The sequence below is a fragment of the Lactobacillus sp. B4026 genome (assembly GCF_026535825.1).
GTDB lineage: Bacteria > Bacillota > Bacilli > Lactobacillales > Lactobacillaceae > Lactobacillus > Lactobacillus panisapium.
The window spans coordinates 1-23534 of the sequence record NZ_JAFNPD010000010.1; the positions used below are offsets into that span (position 1 = coordinate 1).

Annotated in this window: 17 protein-coding genes; 5 read left to right on the forward strand and 12 right to left on the reverse strand. The window is 31.4% G+C overall.

Annotated features, from left to right (window positions below):
* Positions 1-580 precede the first annotated feature (580 nt).
* The 4 genes from J3U69_RS08315 to J3U69_RS08330 form a co-directional block, all read right to left on the reverse strand.
* Positions 581-1837, reverse strand: a complete 1257-nt coding sequence (locus tag J3U69_RS08315; protein ID WP_267413684.1) for a hypothetical protein — start codon at positions 1835-1837, stop codon at positions 581-583.
* Positions 1827-2900, reverse strand: coding sequence for a hypothetical protein (locus J3U69_RS08320; protein WP_267413685.1), 1074 nt, complete (start codon positions 2898-2900; stop codon positions 1827-1829). Before J3U69_RS08320 ends, J3U69_RS08315 begins: the two co-directional genes overlap by 11 nt.
* Before the next feature lie 132 nt (positions 2901-3032).
* Complete coding sequence (locus tag J3U69_RS08325; RefSeq protein WP_267413686.1) at positions 3033-4301, reverse strand: hypothetical protein; 1269 nt, start codon at positions 4299-4301, stop codon at positions 3033-3035.
* 60 nt (positions 4302-4361) lie between these two features.
* Positions 4362-5606, reverse strand: coding sequence for a hypothetical protein (locus J3U69_RS08330; protein WP_267413687.1), 1245 nt, complete (start codon positions 5604-5606; stop codon positions 4362-4364).
* Positions 5607-5629: 23 nt separating this feature from the next.
* Between J3U69_RS08330 and J3U69_RS08335 the strand changes: the two genes are divergently transcribed.
* The 3 genes from J3U69_RS08335 (at position 5630) to J3U69_RS08345 (ending at position 9976) form a co-directional block, all read left to right on the forward strand.
* The gene (locus tag J3U69_RS08335) at positions 5630-6547 is read left to right on the forward strand and encodes a ThiF family adenylyltransferase (RefSeq protein WP_267413688.1); all 918 of its coding nucleotides are present in this window, start codon (positions 5630-5632) and stop codon (positions 6545-6547) included.
* 228 nt (positions 6548-6775) lie between these two features.
* Positions 6776-8347, forward strand: coding sequence for an ATP-binding cassette domain-containing protein (locus J3U69_RS08340; RefSeq protein WP_267413690.1), 1572 nt, complete (start codon positions 6776-6778; stop codon positions 8345-8347).
* Between the two features lie 15 nt (positions 8348-8362).
* The gene (locus J3U69_RS08345; protein WP_267413691.1) at positions 8363-9976 is read left to right on the forward strand and encodes an ABC transporter ATP-binding protein; all 1614 of its coding nucleotides are present in this window, start codon (positions 8363-8365) and stop codon (positions 9974-9976) included.
* Positions 9977-10178: 202 nt separating this feature from the next.
* On the opposite strand, the gene J3U69_RS08350 is transcribed toward J3U69_RS08345, so the two are convergent.
* Positions 10179-10520, reverse strand: coding sequence for a transposase (locus J3U69_RS08350; RefSeq protein ID WP_267413692.1), 342 nt, complete (start codon positions 10518-10520; stop codon positions 10179-10181).
* 677 nt (positions 10521-11197) lie between these two features.
* On the opposite strand from J3U69_RS08350, the gene J3U69_RS08355 reads away from it, so the two are divergent.
* Positions 11198-11566 carry a hypothetical protein gene (locus J3U69_RS08355; RefSeq protein WP_267413693.1) on the forward strand — a complete coding sequence of 123 codons (369 nt, stop codon included), beginning with the start codon at positions 11198-11200 and terminating at the stop codon, positions 11564-11566.
* Positions 11567-11568: 2 nt separating this feature from the next.
* Complete coding sequence (locus J3U69_RS08360) at positions 11569-12363, forward strand: hypothetical protein (protein WP_267413694.1); 795 nt, start codon at positions 11569-11571, stop codon at positions 12361-12363.
* 1829 nt (positions 12364-14192) lie between these two features.
* Here the strand turns inward: J3U69_RS08360 and J3U69_RS08365 are convergent.
* The 7 genes from J3U69_RS08365 to aroB form a co-directional block, all read right to left on the reverse strand.
* Complete coding sequence (locus tag J3U69_RS08365; RefSeq protein WP_267413695.1) at positions 14193-15275, reverse strand: D-alanine--D-alanine ligase family protein; 1083 nt, start codon at positions 15273-15275, stop codon at positions 14193-14195.
* Between the two features lie 62 nt (positions 15276-15337).
* Positions 15338-16321 carry a 3-deoxy-7-phosphoheptulonate synthase gene (gene aroF, locus J3U69_RS08370; protein ID WP_267413696.1) on the reverse strand — a complete coding sequence of 328 codons (984 nt, stop codon included), beginning with the start codon at positions 16319-16321 and terminating at the stop codon, positions 15338-15340.
* Between the two features lie 12 nt (positions 16322-16333).
* Complete coding sequence (tkt, locus tag J3U69_RS08375) at positions 16334-18310, reverse strand: transketolase (RefSeq protein WP_267413698.1); 1977 nt, start codon at positions 18308-18310, stop codon at positions 16334-16336.
* A gap of 23 nt (positions 18311-18333) precedes the next feature.
* Complete coding sequence (locus J3U69_RS08380; RefSeq protein ID WP_267413699.1) at positions 18334-20169, reverse strand: hypothetical protein; 1836 nt, start codon at positions 20167-20169, stop codon at positions 18334-18336.
* Positions 20162-21382 carry an MFS transporter gene (locus J3U69_RS08385; RefSeq protein ID WP_267413700.1) on the reverse strand — a complete coding sequence of 407 codons (1221 nt, stop codon included), beginning with the start codon at positions 21380-21382 and terminating at the stop codon, positions 20162-20164. The genes J3U69_RS08380 and J3U69_RS08385 overlap by 8 nt, the downstream gene beginning before the upstream one ends.
* Positions 21369-22319 (reverse strand): D-alanine--D-alanine ligase family protein, encoded by a 951-nt coding sequence (locus tag J3U69_RS08390; protein ID WP_267413701.1) that lies wholly within the window; start codon positions 22317-22319, stop codon positions 21369-21371. Before J3U69_RS08390 ends, J3U69_RS08385 begins: the two co-directional genes overlap by 14 nt.
* Positions 22320-22336: 17 nt before the next feature.
* Positions 22337-23458 carry a 3-dehydroquinate synthase gene (aroB, locus tag J3U69_RS08395; RefSeq protein ID WP_267413702.1) on the reverse strand — a complete coding sequence of 374 codons (1122 nt, stop codon included), beginning with the start codon at positions 23456-23458 and terminating at the stop codon, positions 22337-22339.
* Positions 23459-23534: the final 76 nt, after the last annotated feature.

Here is a 23534-nt window from a genome sequence, read left to right on the forward strand (position 1 = left end):
GCTTCTAATTTTGTTTTTAGTAAATATTTAGACATAAGAAAACCCCCGAATTGGAATCTTTGTCCAATTCCGGGGGTTAACTTCAGCAAGCATAGTATAGCTTACAGTTTTTCTCTTATAATTTCTTAGCGTTAATAACTTGCTATAATTTTTTAAAAAAGCACTATATAATGCTTCGAAATAATTAAAGGTAATAAGAAATGATAGGAATTACTTAAGTGAATAGAATTAATTTAATTCGTTTAAGCGTTGAAAGTGTTTCGAAATCAATGAAACTTTATAAGGCTATTGGTTTTAAATGCTACTTATGTGTTGACGCATCAAGATGATTTCCATGTACTTCAATTGCTATTATGTCAAGTATGACCAAAGATCTTTTCTCATTGCCCAGAAGATTCTGGACCGCTTTTACATAGTTCAGATGGTTAACCCTTGCTACCACCTACTCATTTATTTTTAAAAACTCTATCTCAGATCTTCAATTAGATAAAAATAAACGGTTCGGACTATAATCGATACTTAAAAGATCAGTCGATCCAAGCACTGACTGTAACCAAGAAAATAACATCAAGCTATTTTGCTATTTATTAATAAAATATTTAATAATATAATCATCTGCTTCAGAATAAAAACTCCCCGGTGCAATTCTAATCCAGTGCTCGTTTTTTAGTTGATTGGACGAGTGTATATCTTGGACTCGCGTAAGGTGAAACCCAAAACTATCGCCAGTAGATAAATTTAACCCGCGTGCTTTTAATGCATCATGTATATTGTGAACAATATTTACTACTTGGTCACCTGACCAATGATTGTTGATTGTCACAATTGGTGTAAGCGAAAGTTTATCAATAATACCATACTTGTAGAAAATATTTTGATACGTTAATGAATTTTTTAAAACAGCTTGATAGTGGGCATCAACAAGATTTAGATTTTTAAAAATTGGATATAAATATGATTCTTCTACGGCTTCAATGGTTTGACCTGTTACATTTCTATATGCTTTTAATCTTTTTTTGAAGTTTCTTTTTATATTATCATTTTTGCACCAAATAGTTGTAATACCTAAATTACTTAATTCTAAGCCTAAATTATAAAATTTAATACCCGAAACTATATCTAAAATAAGGTAGTTTCCTGGAAGTTTATTCAGCAGACTTTCTAGATTAGTAAGAGATCCTTTTAAAGTTGAATCGAAAATAATAATTCGAAAGGTTCTTGGATCTAATTTTCTAATGGCCGTCAACAATTTATGTTCGCTAAAATTCACATTTTTAGGAATTGCAAGCGGGTTTTCGATAAAAATAATATCTGGATTACATTTAAGAATTAAATTTATAAATTTATCGAAGTTTGTACTGTTGTTATTTCTAATTAATTCAACACGCTCCATTTGTTGCATTAATGTTTCAGTTTCAAAATAATTATAGTATGAAACTGAATTCAAGTTTTCTTTTATTGAATGTAAAAAATAAATAGAAGTGCGAAATGCCAAGTCTAAACTAGAGAGCCCTGATCTGGTAACTAAAGTACTTACTTTATGAGTATGAAAGCTTTCAGTTATCAAGGTTTCAATACTGTAAGGCATATAAGATCTTTCATAAGAAAAATAACTTTTAGATAGGTCTTTACCTTTTTTAAATTCTGGAGACTTCATTCTACTTATAGAAGCCCAAAATTCGTTCTGCATAATTTGTGTTCGTAAATACTGCACAACTTTGTGTATATTTGCATACTCGTCAGTGTTAGCTATATTAAAATTATAGTCTATGTTATACGCTTTCGCTATATTCATTAACCGCTGTATTTCATCTAAGTATGAATTACTATTTTTCATTTAGATATTTTACCTCCGGACCATCTAACATTTGTAAATGTCGTTGCATGTTAATTGAATATGCCCCAACATTAATGAAAGTTAATCTTGTCCCTAGTTTGATAGCACCAGAAGGAACTATATACTCTCCAAAGTAATCACCACTATAATTAGTGAATCCATAAATTTTAATTTTAACTTGCTTTCCTTTTTCTTTTACTTTTTTAAGACCAGGCTGGCACCACGGTAATAAATTGAATTTGGAAGCATTAACAACCACATCACACGTAGACTCATTATAATTAATATCAATTATACTTACTTCTATATCTGCTGATGGAGTAGATATTAATGTACCTGGCTCGAAAGTAATTATCGGTAACTTTGATATAACAGAACTATACGCTTTTTGAAAATCTAGTACTTGTTGGAAGTAAGTATTAATGGATTTTGTTGGATATAATTCATTTAAACCTCCACCTAAATTAATTTTTGTTGGAATATTCATTTTATTTTTTTTGAAGAACATGGCAAAATGTAACAAATCATTAAATACCCTGTTATTATTTTTGTTCACTAGCTTATTATGATGATCATAGTGAACGTGTAGAATATCAACTTTAATATTTGGATTATCTTTTAATAAACTCTGAAGTTCTTTGCTGCACTCTATTCCATATAATCTATTATAATAGGGAACTCTTATTCTAAGACCTATCCTTATTTCTTTATTATCAGGAATTAACTTTATAAAATTTTTAAGTAAACTTATAGAGTCAAAAATAAATTTATCACCATTTTTATAAATGCACAAAATATCACTAGGAGTAAAGGAACTTCCAGTTATACTAATATCATTAGAAAAATTATTTTCTTTTAAAAAAATATATTCATTAAATGAAGAAACATCAAAACCGTCAACATAATTTGACAAACATTTTAGTACTTTTACATCATTTTGGGATTTTATTGAAAATAGCAGTTGGGAATTTGGAATTCTATCAACTAAATTTCGTGCAGAAATGGCTGCTCCAGCCACTTTAGCTATATTTATTACAAATGTTGCTTTTTTGTATACATCCATTAAGTCACATCTCCATTTAATTTATTAGATAATTTTTAAAAGCGTTATTAAGTGATCTTGTCTACAGCCAAACTATGTAAACTATCTTCTAACTAGATTACAAAACAAAATAAATTGATTTTTAGGTTTTAATTATTTATCTAAGGCATTAACAAAATAATTAATTATATATTTATCAACTTCTGAGAAAAAACTACCTGGCGATATCCTTATCCAGTGCTCTGTTTTTTCACCTTCAAGTATGAAGTTAGAATGTATATCCTGCATTCTTGTCAAGTGAAATCCTAAACTAGCACCAGTTGAAAGTTCTAATCCTATCTTTTTCAATTTATCATGTATGTCATGTACTATTTCCACTACCTGTTGGCCTGTCCAGTTATTGTTTATCACTATGACTGGAGAAAGAGATATTTTTTTGATAATATTATGCTTAAATAAAACTCTTTGATACATTAATGAATTTTGTAATATTGCATTATAATGTGCTTCAACAAGATTCAAATTTTTAAAAATAGGATACAGGTACGCTTCTTCTACGGCTTCAATTGATAGTCCTGACGTAACTCTTTCAGCTTTTAATCGATCTTTAAAATGTCTTCTTATATTATTGTTTTTACACCAAATACAAGTTAATCCTAAATTACTTAATTCAAAGCCTAAGTTATAGAATTTTAATCCAGAAGCTATATTTATTAATAAAAAATTATCAGGTAGCTCTTTTAAAATATTTTCTAAGCTTTTAAGTGGTCCTCCCAAAGTCGAATCAAAAATAACTATTCTAAACTTATTTTTATTAAGTCTTTTTAAAGTATTAATCAACATTTTTTCGTTAAAATTGTCATATTTGGGAATAGCAAGCGGATTTTCAATAAAAATGATATCAGCATCATATTTAATAATTAAATGCAAAAATTCCTTAAAATTTGTATTTGTATAATTTCGGATAAGACCTAAATGGCTAAAATGATTAATCAAATCTGTCGTTTCAAAATAATTATAATAAGAAACAAAGTTCATTGTTTTGGAATATAGAAAATAAAAAACAACTCCAAGAGCCAAATTAATACTTGAAAGACCCGATCTAGTGACAAAAGCACTTGTATATTTTGTATGAAATGTATTTTCTAAAAGATTCTCAATTGTATATGGTGTATACGAACGTTCATAACTAAAATAGCTTACCGATGTATCTTTTCCTTCTAAAAATTCTGGTGATTTCATTCTATCAATAGAAGAAAAAAACTCACGTTGAATAATTTTTCTTCTTAAATAAATAATCTTTTCATGAACATCTTTATATTCATTATTGTTATCCGTTTTAATATTCAACTTTATATCATAAGCCCTTGATATTTCTTTTAACCGCCTAATCTCTTTAGTATAAGATTCACTTTTAGTCATTCATCTATCCTCCATGTGCAACTTATAAAAGGCGTAAACAGATTTACTAGTATTAATAATTTAGCAAATCTTTTCTTGTAAAAAACCATTGGAATCATAGTCCCAATTTTTTGCATTTCTATTCTTGAAATATATTTGAGTACCTCTAAAAATAGGGATTAATCTTTTTTGTTCGTCAGAGTACTTAATGATATTGTCCGTGTCATTATATATCCAGCTTTGTAATAGTTTCTGTGGATTTTTGACCAATGAAAGCAAACTTAAAACAGAAGAAGAATAATGCTGAAAATCACGATATGTTACTTGTAGCTTTATATCAGATGTATTATCAGATAAAAGCAACTCTAAAGACTCATGTTCAACAAGTTTAAAGGAAATCCCTTTATAAATAAGTATTTTTTTTAAACAAAATATTATATCTTTATTTTGCTGATAATTGGAATAAGCAATCGTAAGTTCTTTATCTGGAACAATATCTTCATCTTTAATGATCTTTTGCTTTATACCAGCTTTTTCTTTTAGGTCATATAAAAAAGAAGTAACAGGTATTAGTCCTTTAAATTTTTCTAAATATAAATTATGTATGTCAGATGTTATTGTCTGTATCAAGTGAAAATTTTTATCATTTTTAGTTGAAAAGTAATAAAGTAGGCTACTAGATTGACAATATCTTTTAAAATAAGTCTTATCTTTATAACCATAGTAATTTGTTGAAGAGCTTATATCGATAATACCTTTTTTAAATAATTTTTCAGTGCAATTCACATTTTTATTAATAATAAAATTTATTTGTTTCTCAGATGAGCTATTTTTTTTTGTTGAAACAAGCTTTATTTTTCTTTTGTCTTTACTTTCTAAAATGGTATATTTTTTAGCTAAAGGTGAACCATTTGCATCAATAGGGGTTATAAAATAGCTTTGAAGTAAATACTCTTCCAGTCCTGGAATCATTACTTTAGAATTTATTGTAAATATACTATGCGAAACATATGTAAAAAAATTTTGTGGTTTTTGAGAAAGTTGATAAAGCAGTCGAAGAAATATTGAATTAGTACTCTTTATATTAAACAGCAAATAATATAGTACGTTAATAAAATCTTTAGAATCTATATTCATTTCTAGCCACTTATTATCTAGAGTTACGAAGTACCTTTTATCTTTATATTCAATTTTATCATTGCTAAAGTCGCCTAATGTGTAATAAGATAGCTTATATATTAATCTTGCGTTGAATTCAAATGATGAAAAGATTCCAGTTAATTCTGGAAGTTCGTCTAATTCAATAGTTAAAGAGTTTTTATTCATGAAATCGATCTCCAGGAGAACATATGCTTAAATTAGTAGAACAGGCTATAGTTGGCCAAGAAAAAGAAAAAATATTCGTAATGTACCGAACAAAAGTATCTTTCCCATATGATAAACAAGTTTATTCAACACTTCAGCTTTTAAAAAAAGGTGTTTCTGATTCAAAAATGAAAGAACTTGATTTTCCTACAGATTATTTAAATGTTTTAATAAAAAATAAACTTATTTATAATTATAGAGGAAAATTTCAGAACACACCAGTAGAAAAACAAGAATATTTCTTATCTCAATTTGGAAATGCAGAAATTTTGCAAAGAAGGATAGATCAATCTTCAGTTTTAATTCTAGGAGTTGGTGGCATTGGAAGCGTCATTATAGAAAATTTAGTTGGTTTAGGCATTAAAAACTTCGTTCTAATTGATGCAGATGAAATTGAGATTAGCAATTTTAATAGACAATTTATTTATTTTCCAAAAGATATAGGTAAACCTAAGGTAGATATAGCAAAAAAGTACATACTTTGTAAAAATAAAGAAGCCAATGTAAAAATATACAGACTGTTCATTTCCTCAAAAAAAGATATTTTGGACATACTTGCAGAAAATAAAATTGACCTGATTATCAATGCAGCCGATTCCCCAAAAAACATTGAAGAAATATTATATTCGAGTGTAGGATCTATTCCTATAATTTCAGGAGGGGTTGGATTTGATTGTGGAGATGTAAAACTATTATCCAATAAAACTGATAATAGCAATAATTTAAAATTTAAAGTACTTAATTATCCTTCTCCTACCATCGCAAGCTTGAGTTTTACTAATACTATAATTGCTGGTTTAATGGCATTAAAGGCCTTTCAGGTAATAACTCAGTTGGAAGCCTTCTCTGAAAAAAATATTAATATTGACTTTAAAACTATGAAAATTTATAATATAAATTAGAAATTTATGATTTCTAATCACTAAGGAGGGAGGCGCATGGCTATGTCAGAGAATATTGATGTAGAAACTGTTGATTTTGAAGAACTATTCCAAGATGATATTATTCATCATAGAACGTAATTATTATAGATAATACAATTTTAAAAATAACATAATTTTTTATTTATTCTATTGCTATATGGTAAAAATATGGCAATAGTTTTTTTATATAATTGAAAGAGAATTACAATGTCGCTTAGAAGTCTTTTTAAAATCAACACTTTCCGAGCAAGTCTGCTGGTTATTATTTATCTTGCGTACTCCTATGCAGGAACAACCTCAGAATTTCTTTTTCGATATGCTTTAAACTCCTTAACCAATAAAAGCCTATCGAACTTTATTTATTGGTGCATTGCAGAGATACTTATCGCTATCGTAAGCAGCCTGTTTTTAGCTTATGGCACCTACTTATTTAATAAGCAAACACAGCAGTATATCCATGTTATCAGAGATAAGATTATTCATCATTATTATCAAAATAACAATGCAAAAGTTGCAGAAATTCAAAATGTTTTAAATAATAACATGAAAACTTTAACAGATGAATATGCCAAGCCTTGGATTATTATCTTAAGTAGTACTCTTATGATTATAATGTCAAGCGGGTTGCTGCTTTCTATGAATTGGACTCTTGTAGTAGCAGTAGTTATCACCTGTTTCATAGTAATTTTATTGCCAAGATTGACTCAAAAATATACAGCCAAAGCAACAAAAATTGCTTCCAAGAAAAACGCTGTTTTTTTAAATACGCTTGCTGACTGGTTCAGTGGATTAAGCGTATTACGGCGCTACCATGCAATTAATCGATTGCAAAATGTGCTTAATCAAAGTAGTGATACGCTTGCTGATGCAAATGAAAAAAAACAAAAAGCATTGAGTACTGCTGATGGACTAAATGGGCTAGGTAACTCAATTGGTCAAGTCGGTATTATCCTATGGGGGGGCCTGCTTTTCTTTCACCATCAATTAGACCTAGGTGGTTGGCTTGTTGCTAGTAACTTTGCTGGTTCCATTTTTGATGAATTATGGGAGATAATTGAAGCTGCTACTGAAATCAAAGCAACGAAACACTTGCGCAATGAAATTTCTGCTTTGATCCAAAACAACACATCAACTAATGAAAAAACTGATTCTCCTACTGCTATTAGTGTGCATGCTCTAGTAGTTACTTATGGGCAACACCGAATTAGCTTTCCAGATTTTACAATTAAGACGCACGACAAAGTCTTACTCAGTGGAGATTCGGGCACCGGTAAGTCAACACTGCTTAAAGCCATCTTGGGTAAATTGGAGACTACGGGTGGCTCAATTGAATACTATAATGAAAAAGGTGAATTGATAACGCCTAACTACAGACAGATTGGCTATGTAGCACAGGACGGCGTTCTTTTTCCTGATACAATTGCAAATAATGTGACAATGTTTCAGCACTATCCAGAAACTCAGTTAAATAAAGTGATTGATTTAGTCGAACTAACTGATGATTTGTCAAAGTTCCCACAGGGCGTAAACACGCCAATCAATCTCGATAATCTCAACTTATCTGGTGGTCAGCAGCAAAAAGTCATCTTAGCACGGGCCAAATTAAAAGGACAAAATTTGTTGCTACTCGACGAGCCAACTAGTGCAATTGACAGTAAAACTAGTGCTAAGATTATCAAATCATTGCTAGCAAGTGAGCAGACCATAATCATGATTGGTCATAATTTGCGACCTGAAGTGCAGAAATTATTTGATTATCGTATTAACTTAAACAGGTAAAAGTAAGGAAAGATTATGAAAATCAAAGATTTTTGGCGAGTAAACCCACTAAGTTTTATTAGTACTATAATAGTTAGGCTGCTAGTACCTGCTTTATCTTTGTTGGTAACTCAAATTGGTATTTATCAAGTCAGTGCCATCCAGCAAGTCAATTTATTACGCTTTTTGAAACTAACGGCTATTTCTTTTGTTTTGCTAGTAGTTAGTTACTTAATAGAAAGTCTATTTGACTATATTTTAGCTAAACAAAAGGAGCGATATAAAGCTATTTTAAGAGCAAAAATAATTAACTACCTGTGTTATACCAAGCAAGAATATTCGATTGCTCAAATACAGAATTTTTTAACAAATGATTTAACTCAGAGTGAAGAGAACTACCTTGATGCTTTTTTCGATTTGATTGGTGGCTTTGGCTATGTTGTTTCTGCTTTAGTACTGCTATTTACCATCCATTGGACAATGCTAGTTGTTATTTCTTTGATGGTAGTCATATCATTAATTTTGCCTAAGCTAATAGAAAAGCCGTTACAAAAAGCAATGATGGCTATTTCTGATAGTAATAAAAAATATCTTGATACAATAAGAAAATGGTTGATTGGAATAGACGAGTTACAACGATATTTTTCTGGCAGTCACCTTTTTGCAGTATTAAGTAAATCTTCGCAAAAATTAGAGAAGGCTAATATTAAGGAAGTTCAAGTCAATCAATGTCTTAGCTTTGTTAATGAAGTTATTGCACAATTTATGATGCTATTGCTATATGCTGTGACTGGGTACCTGATTGTATCTAAACAAATAGCTTTCGGCGTGATTTCAATCGTCCGTGATCTTAAATATTATTTGAGTAGCGGTATTGAAGCGATTACCGCAGCTCGTGGAACCATGGTTGGAGCCATTAGCCTTAACAGACATATTGAAGATTTAGTCTTACCAATTACTAAGCATAAAATATCCAATTCGGATTTAGAAGAAATAGATGAAATTGTCACAGCTGATTTACAGGTGGCTTTCCCGAATGGTGAAAGTTTACAGTTACCCAACATTAAAGTTAAACCTGGCCAAAAAATATTGTTAACGGGTGAGTCAGGTACAGGCAAATCAACCTTGCTTAAAATTATGGCCGGTGAACTCATGCCTAGTTCTGGTCAGGTGATATATCGCGGGAAACAAGGCAATCTAGCCCATCCGGATTTAAGTTCAATCGGATACTTGCCTCAAGATGCAGTTTTATTTCCTGCTAGCATAGTTGATAACATAACCATGTTCGATAATAGCTTAGCTCCAATGGTGGCAGGATTAGTTAAAGACATGCAGCTGCAGCAAGACATTAACGAGCAGAAGCTGAACTTGCAAACAAAACTTGATTTAAATAAGATGAATATTTCTGGTGGTCAAAGACAAAAAATAGTTTTAGCACGTGCACTAATTCATCAAAGTAGAATCATTCTGATTGATGAAGGAACAAGTGCAATTGACGCACACGCAACATTAAAAGTTTTGCGTAAAATTATGGCAACAGATACTAGTGTGGTCTTCATTGCTCATAATTTAAATCCAAAAATGAAAGACCTCTTTGATTGCGAACTCCATTTACTCAAAAACAATAAGAAAATAAAGATGCCAAGTTAATATCATATATCTTTATAACAGACTCAGAATAAAATTGAACAAAATAAAACTATTAAGTCTTATAGATATCTTAGTTTTATTTATACATTTGGCAGGATTTTTTCGTAAAAAAGACCGGCCCAAACATAAATGTTGCGGATCTCAAAAATAGGACACTTTAATAAATTTCAACTGAGGACTAATTCCCGATATTTAATTGGGGTTAGTCCTTTCTAATTGATAACGACGTTATACCCATTTTGGGATATTTACTCAGCCAATTGTGGAGCATACCGTTACTTTTTAGGCCAAGGTCAAGTGCCACCTGATAAGCTGGTTCATGCTTGACTAGTACTCGTATAATAGCTTGCTTTTTGAACTCAAGTGAATATTCAGTATAGGGCTGGTCTAAAATAGCTAAACCGTGACATTGAATAAGAGCAAGTAGATACCTAATGTTAGCAGAATTAATGCCATAACGTCGACCCAATTCTTTAGGCCTAATGTTATAATTCCGCCAAAGATTGAAGATTTCAATTTTATCTTGTTTGGATAATTTAGCCATAATAAAAACCTCGAAGTTGTCTTAACTTCGGGGTTTTTATTAAAATACTTTTTTAATTTCTATAAATCCTATTATAATCGCATTGATACTCTAGAAAGCTTGATATAACAAGGTCGGAATTGATTTTGGTTTGCTTGTGCAACTTTTCTCTACCTAGTATAATAAAAGCAGATTAATTTGTAATATTCTAGGGCCTCAACTGTTAATTTTAAAAAATTAACGGGAGGTGATTGCAATGAAAGATATCGATTATTATAAGTTAATAGATACTGGTATTAATTTTCTATACCTTTTGGTGGCAATTTTGAACTATTTAAAATAATTGTGATCAACTAGATATCACATGCTTTTATGGCGAAAGCGGATGCTAAAATATTTGGTATCCTTTATGGAGAATAACCAAAAAATCTTATAAGCAAGAGTTACACTTTATGTAGCTCTTTTCATTTGCAATTATAGCATACGGAATTAGAAACTTATATTTCAAAACGTAAAAATATGTTTTGAAAAAAATAAAATCAAAAAACAAAAGGGGATAGAAGGACGTGGCTTATGACTCTAATAGCAATCGTTTAGTGCTTTAGCTATATATAAACACATATAAAAATATTAAAATAGTGTTGATAATTAGTATAGGTTGAAATATAATATTGAACTGAAAGTGAGGCGATATGGTAATGAGCAAAAAGAACCTTTGGCTTTGTTTTTTATCCATATTAGTGATTGTTTTTGGAGTATATATCTATTCAGTGCAATATGTGCCTTTTTTAGCTGAGACTGAAATTAACCATATGATTAAGACACATGACGTACAACAATTTAAGAGGGTTGCTGCCAACAAAAAAACCAGAAAATTTTTAACTAGCCTCAAAACTACTGACAAATGTAATTATGTTAGTGATTTTCAAGGTAATGGTGATTATAAAAATTTGGAACTTTATGCAGCACAAATCAAGAATCAAGAGCTAGAAATATATATGCAAAAAAAATCCTTATTTTATTGGAAATTAAGAATTATTAATTTCTTTCCAAAAGGAGATAATTAAGAGTGAATTATAAAAAAATACTAAAAGCTTTAACTACAGTTCTGTCTACTATGACGGTTATACTAGTTGGACTATTTTCAGCAGAAATCAGAGATGTACATGCATCAGAAATTCACGGTTCTGTTGTTACTGATGTACATACTCAATTTAAAATTAAAGATACAGCGTCAGATACTTTAAAAGCACTAAAAGAGATTGCAGCCGAAGACCCTGACGTAACTGTTTTAATTTCTAAAGATACCATTGAAGTTAATACTTATATGCCGGTTTCTAATGACGTTGAATTAAAAATCAACGGGGAAAAAGTCAATGTTGTAAATGGCCAATTCCAAGTTACTTTGAACTCTCTTCCTAAAAAAAGTATTTTAAGATACCAGGTAAAAGATATCAATACTCCAGCTAACAAAGGTAAAACTTCAGTAGACAATGATGGTAATGCAAAAATAGTAAATTTAGTTGATTTTGATGAGATACTAACTTCTATGGATGAAATGAATGATGATTCTACAGATAGTTTATTACGTTCAACACCAAAAGAAGGCAGAATAGTTAAAGCTGGTACGCCTGTACACTGCAACAGATTCAATGGGCCTTATTCGAATCACAGGTACTATGGGCGGACCACTAATGGCCAAGCTTATGTTAATTGGTATAAAAGCGACTGCTTTGATAAATGGCACGCATATGGCTGTCCATTGACACATGCTGATTATAAATGCAACGGACTTGCCAAAAAAAAGCCTCATAACTGCTCAAAAATGGGTGGATGGCCTGTTAGATGCTGGTATCGTAACTAGCCTTCTATAAAAAATAAAAGCTTAATATACTTTTTGCTCAAATCGTTCAACATAAAAACGCAACTTTTTTATAAGTGATATGAACCTCGAAGTTAAGACAACTTCGAGGTTTTATTATGGTCAAATTATCTAAACAAGATAAAATTGCAATCTTCAATCTTTGGCGAAATTATAACATTAGACCTAAAGAATTGAGTCAATATTATGGCCTTTGACACCACTAACATTAAATTACTTTCATTCAGCTTGATTATCTTTAGGTGTGTAAGCTATTATTTTTGTGGTATTTTTTAGCTTTTTGGCTAATACATATTTCCAAGTTGGGCAGATAAATAGTTTATTTTAAATGTTCCAAATGAAGCAGTGACTACCAGAAACCATCTGAGAAAATTTCCTATTTAGAACAGCAAGAATATTTATCAGATGATATTGGTTTTAGTTAATCGAAATTATTAATAACAACCACTAAAAGTATACTTAAAATTTTTTAAATTATAATTCGAATAATAACGAGTAAAGCAATGATTGATTTCAGTGCTTCTTTTTTGAAGCTTTGGAAAATTTCGTTCTGAAAAATCCTAGGAAATGAGAGAAAAAATGGTAAATAACAATTGGTTTTATTTTGAAAAACAAAAATGGAATCAAAAAAATAAGAGGAAGCAGTAGCAAAGAAATTTTCGACTCGTTTTGATGACTTGTCGAAAAATGGAAATAATCAATCAGCTGCATATATTCGTAGAATTTTGCATTCAATTGAGTATCATATGCTAAACAATAGCACTCATACTAGTGGCTCAGCCTAGTTCCTACTTAATTTATTTATTGTTCCATTCGCTACAAGCAGAATTATAGTGACCTGGAACAGTTCACTACTTGTAAGGTAGAAAAAAGTTTGCTGAAAGTAATGGTATCTCTAGAATAAGAAATTGCTATACTTTCACATACAATGTTAACTTGAATAAAGAAATACATTATTTAGATAATACCGAAAGGTAAATACTAAATAGTTATTTACAGAATGTGAGCTTATCGAATCTTGTTGATTGGTAACTAACTAAGTAGTTTTTTGAAGAGAGTTGTATTTTCACACGTTCCATGTAGCTAATTACATTAACAGCCTGATTTTAACATTTTTCTTTTTTCTGAAAGTCATAATTAGAGCACACAAAACTCAGTTTGATTGATCATTAAGCATGTCTATATGCAAAAAATCATGATATTCTATGTTGGGTTATATAGGTAAATTTGAATTTTGATTATTTACAGTGACGAGGTCCTCTGATATCCTTGCCTATCAAATATCTGATTCCAGGTATTGCTACTACCACTCTATTGCTAATCTCAAAACCAATTCATTGGTTATTAAAAATTTAAATTTAGTGAAAGTTAAATACAGCGCATTTTACCATATTAGATTAGACAAAACATATTTAAACAAAAAAAGCAGCCTAAGCCTGTACAAAATTAGAGCTATAACTTAAACAGTGCCAATAATAATTCTTCGACTAGGTTATCTCAGCTACGACTGCTAATGGTAAAAAGATAGCCAAAGAGTGGATTGTACACAAGAAATCCCTCTTTCAATACATATGGCCGTTATCAACTAACATTAATAGTGATTTGTTTACCAGCAAATCAAGAAAGAGTTGCAAACAAATATATACGTTCGCATTACGGCTCATGGCAAGTATCCAAATCTTTCTGGTTATAAATTAAATAGTACTTAAGTGCCCATACACAAAAAAGCACTGAAATTTTCAGTGCTTTTTCTATACATAATAATCTCTACATAATACACAGAGATACATCATTCATCTGTAAAATAAAGTCTACTTTTTATGTAATAGTGTTTGTTTATGATTAAATCTATCTACTGCATTTTCAATTAGCTTTGTAATCAATTCTGAATAAGAAATCCCAATTTGTTCAAACAGTCTAGGATACATACTAATGTTTGTAAAACCAGGTAATGCATTAATTTCGGTAAAAATAACCTTTTTATCAGTTTCTCGTAATATTGAATCAACGCGAGACAAACCACTACTTTCTGTTATTTGATAAACTTTCAGAGCAATAGACCTAGCCTCTTCTATGGTAGATCTAGGCAATTCAGCAGGAACCTGTAAAATAGAAGTTGAATTCTCACCATATTTGTTTTCATAACTATAGAATGTACCTTCAGCATTCAAAATCTGTCCTACACCTGAAACTATTGGATCATCATTACCTAAAATTGCAGTTTCTATTTCGGTACCATGAATGGCCTCTTCTACAAGAACTTTATCATCATATTTGAAAGCATCCCTCAAAGCTTCATTAAATTCATGAGCATTAACTACATGATGAATACCAACAGATGAGCCCTGATTAGAAGGCTTGACAAATAAATCTCCACCAAGCCTGGCTGCTACTTTAGCATAATTTAGTTTTTCACTATCCTTGTTGTTGTATTCCTTTCGCTTAATAGAAATCCAATTTGCTACAGGAACACCAATATGACGTGCCAAAATTTTTGAAAACTCTTTGTCCATGGTAACAGCTGCTGCCAAAACATCATCTCCAACAAATGGTTTGTTTAAAATTCGAAATAATCCCTGCAAGCACCCATCTTCTCCTAGATTCCCGTGTATAATAGGAAAGAAGACATCTATTTCTGGCAAATTAGATAGCTGATACACATTTGTTAAATTAGCTTTTTCTAAGCGGCTTTTAGCTTTATGTTTAGGATTTTCTAGAACGGCATATGAGTCATCTTCATTTGCAATATAACCGTCAGTTGTAACCCATATAGGGTGAACATCAAACTTACTTTTATCAATGGCATCGTAAACATTTTGAACCGACATAATTGAAACTTCATATTCGGACGAATTGCCACCAAAGAGTAGCCCTACTTGAACTTTATTATTCATTTTTTACCTCGATTCTGTATTTCATTTACTTTGTATTATATAGCAATAAATGCGTGTATAAACTAGCCCATATAAATATTATGTAATTTTAAAGCTATTTTTATAGCTTTATCAAAATCATCTGGAAGTACAGCTTGTTGACCATCCGAAAGAGCTTTTTCCGGGCAATCATGAACCTCAACTATTTCTCCATCTGCATCTGTAGCTGCTCCTGTTAACATTAATTTCGTGACAAGGTTAGCAACACCCACTGCATGGCTTGGATCTACTATGATAGGATAATGAGTAAGTTCTTTAAGAACAGAAACCGCAGCAAGATCAAATGTGTTTCGTGTATATGTATTATCAAAAGTACGAATACCGCGTTCAACTAACATTATATTTTTGTTTCCTTCAGACGCAATGTACTCAGAAGCATTCAGCAAATCATCAATTGTTGCAGACATACCACGCTTTAAAGCTACTGGTTTATTTGTTTTGCCAATTGCTTTTAGAAGAGAGAAATTCTGCATATTCCTTGCACCTACTTGTAAAATATCAGCATATTTAGCTACAATTGGTAAGTTAGTTTCGTCCATAACTTCTGTAATAACATCTAGGCCGTATTTATCAGCTGCCTCTCTCATGTATTTCAGACCATCTATTCCTAAGCCTTGAAAGGAGTATGGTGATGTTCGTGGCTTAAACGCGCCTCCACGTAAAACAGTAGCACCAGAATTTTTAATTAACTTAGCCATTTTGAGAATGTGCTCCTTGCTTTCAACGGAACAGGGGCCACCCATAAAAACAAAAGAACCATCACCAATTTTATTGTGCGGGGTTTTAATAACGGTATTTTCGGGATGCAAAATACGACTTGCTAAGTATGGTACGCCATTGTCTTCTATAATTGATATATCAATATCGTCAGGTAGCTTTGTGACTTTTGAGCTAAATACTGCAATTACATTATTATGAGTATAAAATTTTAAATTTTCCTTTTTAAGTTCACTAGTAATTATTGCAACTGCATCTGCATAATCTTTGTTATTCACTTTTATAAACATAATATCTTTCTCCTATTTGATATATTCGAAATGATTTAGATACTTATTTACTACTGCATTACTTGATATTTCATAGAACTTTTGTATGTCCTCAGGGGTACCACTCTTGCCAAACTCATTAACTCCAAGGGTAATACCTTTTAAGCCAACATATTTTTCCCAGCCTAAAGTTGTACCAGCTTCAAGGGATAGTCTTTTCTGAATTTTATTTGGAAGAACAGTATTTCGATAATTTATTGATTGATGATCGAAATTAGTAAAGCTAGGAATCGCAACAACCGAAACTTGCAGATTCTTTTCTAGTAATTTTTTTTGCGCCTGCATTAGTACTTGAACTTCTGAACCCGTTCCAATAAGTACTCCTGAACTCTCTTTTTTTATTTTTCCTATAACATAACCACCATATTTTAAACAATTACCTCGTGTAATAACTGGTATAGGTTGTCGAGAAAGAACTAAAATTGTTGGTGTAAATTTAGATTCTAACGCTTCTTTCCATGCACTAATAACTTCGTTACTGTCAGTTGGCCTAATAACATTAACATTTGGTATTTCTCTAAGTCCCATTATCTGTTCAATTGGTTGATGAGTAGGTCCATCTTCTCCAACAGCAATGGAATCATGAGTAAATACAAAAATACTTGGGATTTTTTGAATAGCCGCTAACCTGATGGCAGGTTTCATATAATCAGAGAAAGCCAAAAAAGTACTAGTATAACATTTAAATGTTCCTGATAACATAATACCGTTTGCAATAGCAGCAGAGGCAAATTCTCGGACTCCATATACTAGATTATTTGCTTCACCACAATTGCTATTGAAATTGCCTGATTTTGAATTATACGCTTTAGTTGATGCAGCGACATCTGCCGAGCCACCAAGCACATTAATACATTTTGATTCCGTATATTCAATGCACTGCTTTATAGCATCTCGACCAGAAACTTTTGTATTTGTATTATATCGAGGCATTCTATCAATAAAATCAAATTGAGGTTTTGCCAGTTGCTTTAATCTCAAAAAATTTTGAGTGTCATATTTTTTAAGCTTTTCAATTTCTGTGTCTGTTCTGACTTTTCTTTTAGCAAAGCGGTCTTTCATAATTTTCGAAAGTGATGCAACATTTTTGGAATCACAATAAAATGGAGGCATATTCCATTTATAAAAGGCCCTGGTTGCATTATAGTCCTCCTCGCTCAATGCCGAACCATGAACAAGATGAGTACCCGCTTTGGGAGCACCTACGCCAATTGTTGTGTTGCACTCAATTATAGATGGTTTATCAGTAGATTTTTTGGCCATAATAATCGAACGATTAATGTCATCTATATCATTGCCATTTGCAGTTATATAATTCCACCCATATGATACAAACCGCTTCTCAACATTATCTATTGATTCTCTATCTAAGTCGCCGTCTAAGGAAACGTGATTTGAATCATACAATACAATTAATTTATTGAGCTTTAAAAAGCCAGCTAAGCTTGCGGCCTCATGGGAAATTCCTTCCATGAGATCTCCGTCTCCACATAGAACATAGGTATAATGATCAACGACTTTAATGCTATCAGTATTAACTAAATCGCTAGCGTGTTTTTCCGAAATAGCCATTCCAACAGCCATAGCCAATCCTTGCCCTAAGGGGCCGGTGGTTGCATCAACACCTGGTACAATACCATATTCAGGGTGGCCTGGTGTTTTGCTGTTAAGTTGCCGAAATTTTTTTAAATCACTAAGTTTCAAATTAAATCCAAACATATGCAAAGCTGCATATAAAAGAGCAGAACCATGTCCAGCAGATAAAACAAATCTATCTCGATTTGGCCATTCTGGCTCTTTAGGGTTACTGACTAAGTGATTTCTATATAAGACATATATCATTGGAGCTGCATCTAATACAATTCCAGGATGACCAGAATTAGCTTTTTGAATCATGTCAAGAGCTAACATGCGCAAGTTAGTTAAGGAACTTATTTTTTTATTAGTCATAAAAATTTTTCCTTTCATATATACTAAATTGTTTTTTTATAGTAATTTAACTTTCCGTTTCTTAAAATAAATGTTGATAAATAGTATTTTTCATCAGCCGGCAAATCTTTTTTCTTAGAAAATCTATATTTTAAAATAGCTAAGTGTCTATTCAAGTTGGTAATAGTCCAATCTACTTTTTGGTCTATCCCTCTAATGGACAAAAAATATAGGCAATTGATTATGCTCTTTAGTTTATCTTTAATAACTATATTTCCTTCAATATATTCTTTATATTGAGTTGAAGATATTTTTATTGACAATGAAGTATCTTGAAAGTCAGAAATAATAGAGCAACTGGGACATCTTAAAAGTACACGATTAAAGTGACCAAAGAGGCTCTTGCTTAGCATTTCTTTAACTTGCTGCTGACCACAAACGGGGCATATAGCTACACTTTCATTAATAACAGAAAGCACCCGGCTTCCATAATGCAAGTCATAAATTCTTAGACTATCCTTACGTGTATTGTTTAGCCAGTATTTCCCAATAGTTTCACTAATTCCTTGTTGTAGAGATATGAGTTTTTTAAAATTTCTGTTTAGCTTCAGGTTTATACGTGTATTTCTTAAATATAATGGAAACTCTTTTTCTAATGTTCCCTGCATACTAGATAACAATTTGATTTGCTTTTGAACTTCTTCGGGTATTACCTTTGCTACTTCAGAATTGGCTTTAACACTGTCAATAAATTCTTTTGCGCTTTCGAATTGATCTGCTCTAATCTTTTTTTTCAAGAAAATTTTTTTATTTATTAAATTATTTTTTGAAAAAACAACATAACTTTTCTTTCCATCAAGGTCTATTGAAAAATAATTAATATCAGAGTCACTAACTAAACAATACTGACTACTGTCAAAATCATCTATAAGGCCTATATAACAACTTTTCTGGAAACTATAGGCTTCGCCATCAAATGTTGAAGTATAAAATACATTTGATACGTCTTGATAAGGTACTCCATCATCACCATAACATGCATAGCTTGCATTTGAATTGTTATAAATCAAATATTCATTCAAAATTTGTGCTGTTTGTGCACTTGATAAATTATTTTGTATCAACCAAGTAGCCAAAATCCCTTCATCAGCAATAGCAGCTTTTACTTCAAAAGGAGCTATATAGGTATTAATTTTTTGAGCATTCATAATCCTTAACGATAAGGGATCTTTGCCCTTTTTACTTTCATATTTAGTTGGACAAATCACGCCAGCAACACATCCATTTATTAATAATGTATCTGTGTCAATTTCATCAATGCTCAGCTCTTTTCTAGGGGATTTTAACATTTTGGTTTTTGTGAAGGTTTGTTTGGCGCCAAGTACAAAGTTGTTTCCTAGACGGACTTCATAAACAGTTCCTCCACCGAGCAAATAAGTTAACTTGTTTGCGTAAAGCTGATTAGTATGTACTTCTTTTCGAAAATCGGAAAAAATTATATTTTCTTTTACGGTAGAGTAATTTTCTGTCATACAATATATTTGTTTATGGTTTCTATTTTTTTTATAAAGCGAGTTCTTTTTAATCAATTTATTTAGTTCTGTTGTACTCACTCCTGTTATTATAGCTATGCACTTATTAAGTTTGCTAATCTGCTTCAATGGCTCTAAACTTAGACGACTAGAGTGTGAAAATATAATGAACTTTTTATATTTACTATAACGTAGATTAAATAGAACATTCTGAAATTCGTTTGTATAAATAAAATCGCTCTCTTGCTTTTTTGCGTACTCTTGGGCTATGTCCTTAGTATCATTTCCAAGAGCAATTACTACTGTTTGTCTTTGAAAATAATTTTTTTCACTTTCCTCATCACTCATTTTTTTCCTCCTTTTTTATTTCTCTTAGTCCACCCAAGCTTATAGTAAAAGTAAATACACTGGATACCAAAAAGAAGATTAACAAACCTGATGCCCCAAAAGATAGCATTGTATTAGTTGAAGCTACGGAGCCCAAAGGTGAAAGAGCGGTACTTAAAACAAATAGGGCAGAAAAGATAAAGCCAAGTAACGGCTGTCCGTACCTCTCTTGTACTAATGTGGTTGCAATAACATCAATACAAGTGATAGACATACTAATTAGAAGATAGCAGGCTCCCACAAACTGCCAGTTTAGAACTATCAGGGGTAGTATAAAAGCAAGAATCAAAATTAAAGAAAATCCTGTCATTATTTTAAATAAAAAAGTTTGATTAGTTGATTTCACTCGCGTCATTAATAGAGCCCCAATTAGACTCCCAATGCCAGATAAACTATAAACTATCCCAACAGAACTAGAATTGGTGTTCAAAATATGCTTTAGCAAATATATCAAAGTAGAATTAAATCCTAGCATCATAAAGTTTATAAATATACTGATTATAGTGATAATTATTAAGGCTCTTGAACTAATAATTTCTTTATATCCTTTGAGAAGCTCCTGTAAGTGGAAGTCATCACTCTTTCTGTCATTTCCAGTGCTAAAGTTAATTACACTTACACAATAGAACAAGAAAATGAATGAAAGTGCATTAAAAATGAAAATGCTATTGTATCCCCAAGCAGAAATCCAAACGCCAGCGATACTTGGTGCAATTACCTTTGTAATGGTTCGAGCAGACTTTAAAATTGAATTATAATGTAAAAGCTTTTTTTTTGGATAAAGGGTTTCTATAACAGTATTGATAGTTATATCGTAAACCAAAGTTACACCAGCTAAAGCCATGGCTACGATAAGATAAAATATATAGTGTGCTTTAACTAATATTAGTAAAGGTACTACGCCCGTGAACAGTGCTGCTAAGCCAACACTAATATATAAAACTTTCTTTGTGTCACATCTAGACAAAATAGTTCCAAGTACTAAGCTAAGCGCAAATTGAGGAATAATCTCTAATACAACGGTAAGAGATAAGATTGTTGCTGAATTAGTCAGCTTATATAGTAACAATGGAAAAGCAATTTTCTGGAAACGGTCACCAGCGTTAGAAACTGTATCCCCTATTAATAGGTACTTAAAAGTACCCTGATTTGCTGTCTTTTTAATGGCTGTCATTATTTCTCTCCCTATTTGTAGCGAGTTTTATATCGTACTTTACTAGTTCTGAAAAATCTATTCCCTCAGCTTTAGCCGAAAGTGGCAAGATACTATTGTCAGAAATGCCATACATTGTTCCAATCTCTATAAAGTATGGAATGTTTTTTTCGTTTACACGGAAGTCTATATAAGACATTCCCGTAATTTCTAAAAATAAATTTATTTTTTTGGAAATTTTTTTTATTTTTTGATTAATTTCTTGATTTACAGATATTTCAAAAATGCTCTCCCCTTCAGCAAATCTGTCAGCAAAGTTTTGATCCTTGTTTATTTTGGCTTTTCCAACAGGAAAGATGTGTGATTCTGCATTACGTGTTACACTTCCAGCAATATAATCGGTTCCTTTTATATACTCTTCTAGTATAAATTGATTATCATAACTTTTTACTTTGCGCAAAGATGCTTTTAAATCGGATAAATTGTACACAATTTGAATTCCAATACTAGATCCCCCCGTAAATCTAGGTTTAAGAATAACCGGAAAATTAATTGACTGAGCAACCATTTTATCAACGATTTCATCATTTGTTGTTAAACAGTTAAATTTAAAGCCTTTTGCAACTAGTATGCCAACGCTTGATAATATCTTTTTACACAAAAACTTATCCTTACAGATAGCACTCACACTACCGATGCATCCAGTGAATGGTATATTATTTTCTTCTAGTATAGATTGGAAACCCCCATTTTCCCCTATTCCTCCATAAGAAACAATGTAAACAAAGTCTGCTTGCTTTGCTAAGCTCAAGTTTGAAATAAGAGAGTCAATTAAAGCTACATTTACTTCAAATCCTAAGCTATTAACTGTATCTACTAACTTATGTGAAGCATTTATTGCAGTACTTAGTTCGGCACCATGACCTCCTACTGCAATCAAAACTTTTTTTGTTTTCATATTAAATTACCTTTATGTCAAACAATTAAGTTGACCATTTCTTTCAAAGTTTTTTTTATAATTGGATTTTTACCTTCTAACTTGAGCAACTTAAATCCCTTATTTACTGGTAAAACAAAAGTAACCCTACTATCGGTGTTTTTTTTGTCTTTTTGCATTAGCTCAATGATTTCTTTGCTGTTAGTTTCTACAGCAGTCGAAACTAACTTACTATTATTAGTTCCCAATAGACCAAATTTTTTCAAAACGGCAATAAGATTGTGTATCTGCTGTTTGTTTGAACCCACTATTAACTTGTTGCTTAAAATGGTTTCAAATATCATGCCAAAGGCAACACCTTCTCCATGAAGCAATTCTTTATGACCAGAAATGCTTTCTAAAGCATGACTTAGAGTATGACCGAAATTTAATCCCAATCTATCTCCGGCTTCCCTTTCATCAGTTTCTACCACCTTTTTTTTAATTTTAATGGATTCAAAAACAATTTTATTTAATATATCATTAGGAATGTTTCTTAAATCTGTAATTTGTAATGTCATTAAATATTTAAAAAAATCACGATTATATATATATGCCATTTTTACAATTTCGGAGAGACCACAACTAATTTCACGAACCGGTAGCGTTTTCAAGTAGTTCAAATTGATAATACACTTCACTGGTGGATATATGCTTCCTATAGCATTTGTTACGCCTTCAAAATGAACAGCTACTTTTCCTCCTATACTACTATCTACTTGTGATAAGAGACTTGTCGGGATTTGAACAAAATTCATACCCCGATAAAATGTTGCAGCAACATACCCTGAAAGGTCTCCCACTACTCCACCACCAAAAGCTATAATATAGTCTTTCCTGGTATAGCCTTTTTTAAGTAAGTAGCGGTAAATCTGTTGTGCCGATTGTATTGACTTAGTGTTCCCACCAGCCTCAACAGTAAAACTAGAAACTGATGCAAACACTCTGGATAATTCTTTTTTTAGCTTATCGAGATAAATTGGTCCTACATTTGTATCAGTAATAATTAGGGCTTTATTTAACTTAAGCATCTTGTCTTTCTTCAACTCTCTTGACGCATTTGTTGAAAAAACAATTTCATAATTTCTGATTTTCGCAGTAACCCTCAGCAAATTAGCCAAAACTATATTCTCCTTTTTACTTATAAAAAATAGGGTCGTAATCAAATTGTTCAATTTGTCAATGCAAATTAACTTG

What these genes read in the sequence shown, in the direction of transcription:
- J3U69_RS08345 (WP_267413691.1), top strand. Translation starts at nt 8,363, where the DNA reads ATGAAAATCAAAGATTTTTGGCGAGTAAACCCACTAAGTTTTATTAGT.
- J3U69_RS08385 (WP_267413700.1), bottom strand. Translation starts at nt 21,382, where the DNA reads ATGACAGCCATTAAAAAGACAGCAAATCAGGGTACTTTTAAGTACCTA.
- J3U69_RS08330 (WP_267413687.1), bottom strand. Translation starts at nt 5,606, where the DNA reads ATGAATAAAAACTCTTTAACTATTGAATTAGACGAACTTCCAGAATTA.
- J3U69_RS08315 (WP_267413684.1), bottom strand. Translation starts at nt 1,837, where the DNA reads ATGAAAAATAGTAATTCATACTTAGATGAAATACAGCGGTTAATGAAT.
- aroF (WP_267413696.1), bottom strand. Translation starts at nt 16,321, where the DNA reads ATGTTTATAAAAGTGAATAACAAAGATTATGCAGATGCAGTTGCAATA.
- J3U69_RS08350 (WP_267413692.1), bottom strand. Translation starts at nt 10,520, where the DNA reads ATGGCTAAATTATCCAAACAAGATAAAATTGAAATCTTCAATCTTTGG.
- J3U69_RS08340 (WP_267413690.1), top strand. Translation starts at nt 6,776, where the DNA reads ATGTCGCTTAGAAGTCTTTTTAAAATCAACACTTTCCGAGCAAGTCTG.
- J3U69_RS08355 (WP_267413693.1), top strand. Translation starts at nt 11,198, where the DNA reads ATGAGCAAAAAGAACCTTTGGCTTTGTTTTTTATCCATATTAGTGATT.
- J3U69_RS08325 (WP_267413686.1), bottom strand. Translation starts at nt 4,301, where the DNA reads ATGACTAAAAGTGAATCTTATACTAAAGAGATTAGGCGGTTAAAAGAA.
- tkt (WP_267413698.1), bottom strand. Translation starts at nt 18,310, where the DNA reads ATGACTAATAAAAAAATAAGTTCCTTAACTAACTTGCGCATGTTAGCT.
- J3U69_RS08380 (WP_267413699.1), bottom strand. Translation starts at nt 20,169, where the DNA reads ATGAGTGATGAGGAAAGTGAAAAAAATTATTTTCAAAGACAAACAGTA.
- J3U69_RS08320 (WP_267413685.1), bottom strand. Translation starts at nt 2,900, where the DNA reads ATGGATGTATACAAAAAAGCAACATTTGTAATAAATATAGCTAAAGTG.
- J3U69_RS08335 (WP_267413688.1), top strand. Translation starts at nt 5,630, where the DNA reads ATGCTTAAATTAGTAGAACAGGCTATAGTTGGCCAAGAAAAAGAAAAA.
- J3U69_RS08365 (WP_267413695.1), bottom strand. Translation starts at nt 15,275, where the DNA reads ATGAATAATAAAGTTCAAGTAGGGCTACTCTTTGGTGGCAATTCGTCC.
- J3U69_RS08390 (WP_267413701.1), bottom strand. Translation starts at nt 22,319, where the DNA reads ATGAAAACAAAAAAAGTTTTGATTGCAGTAGGAGGTCATGGTGCCGAA.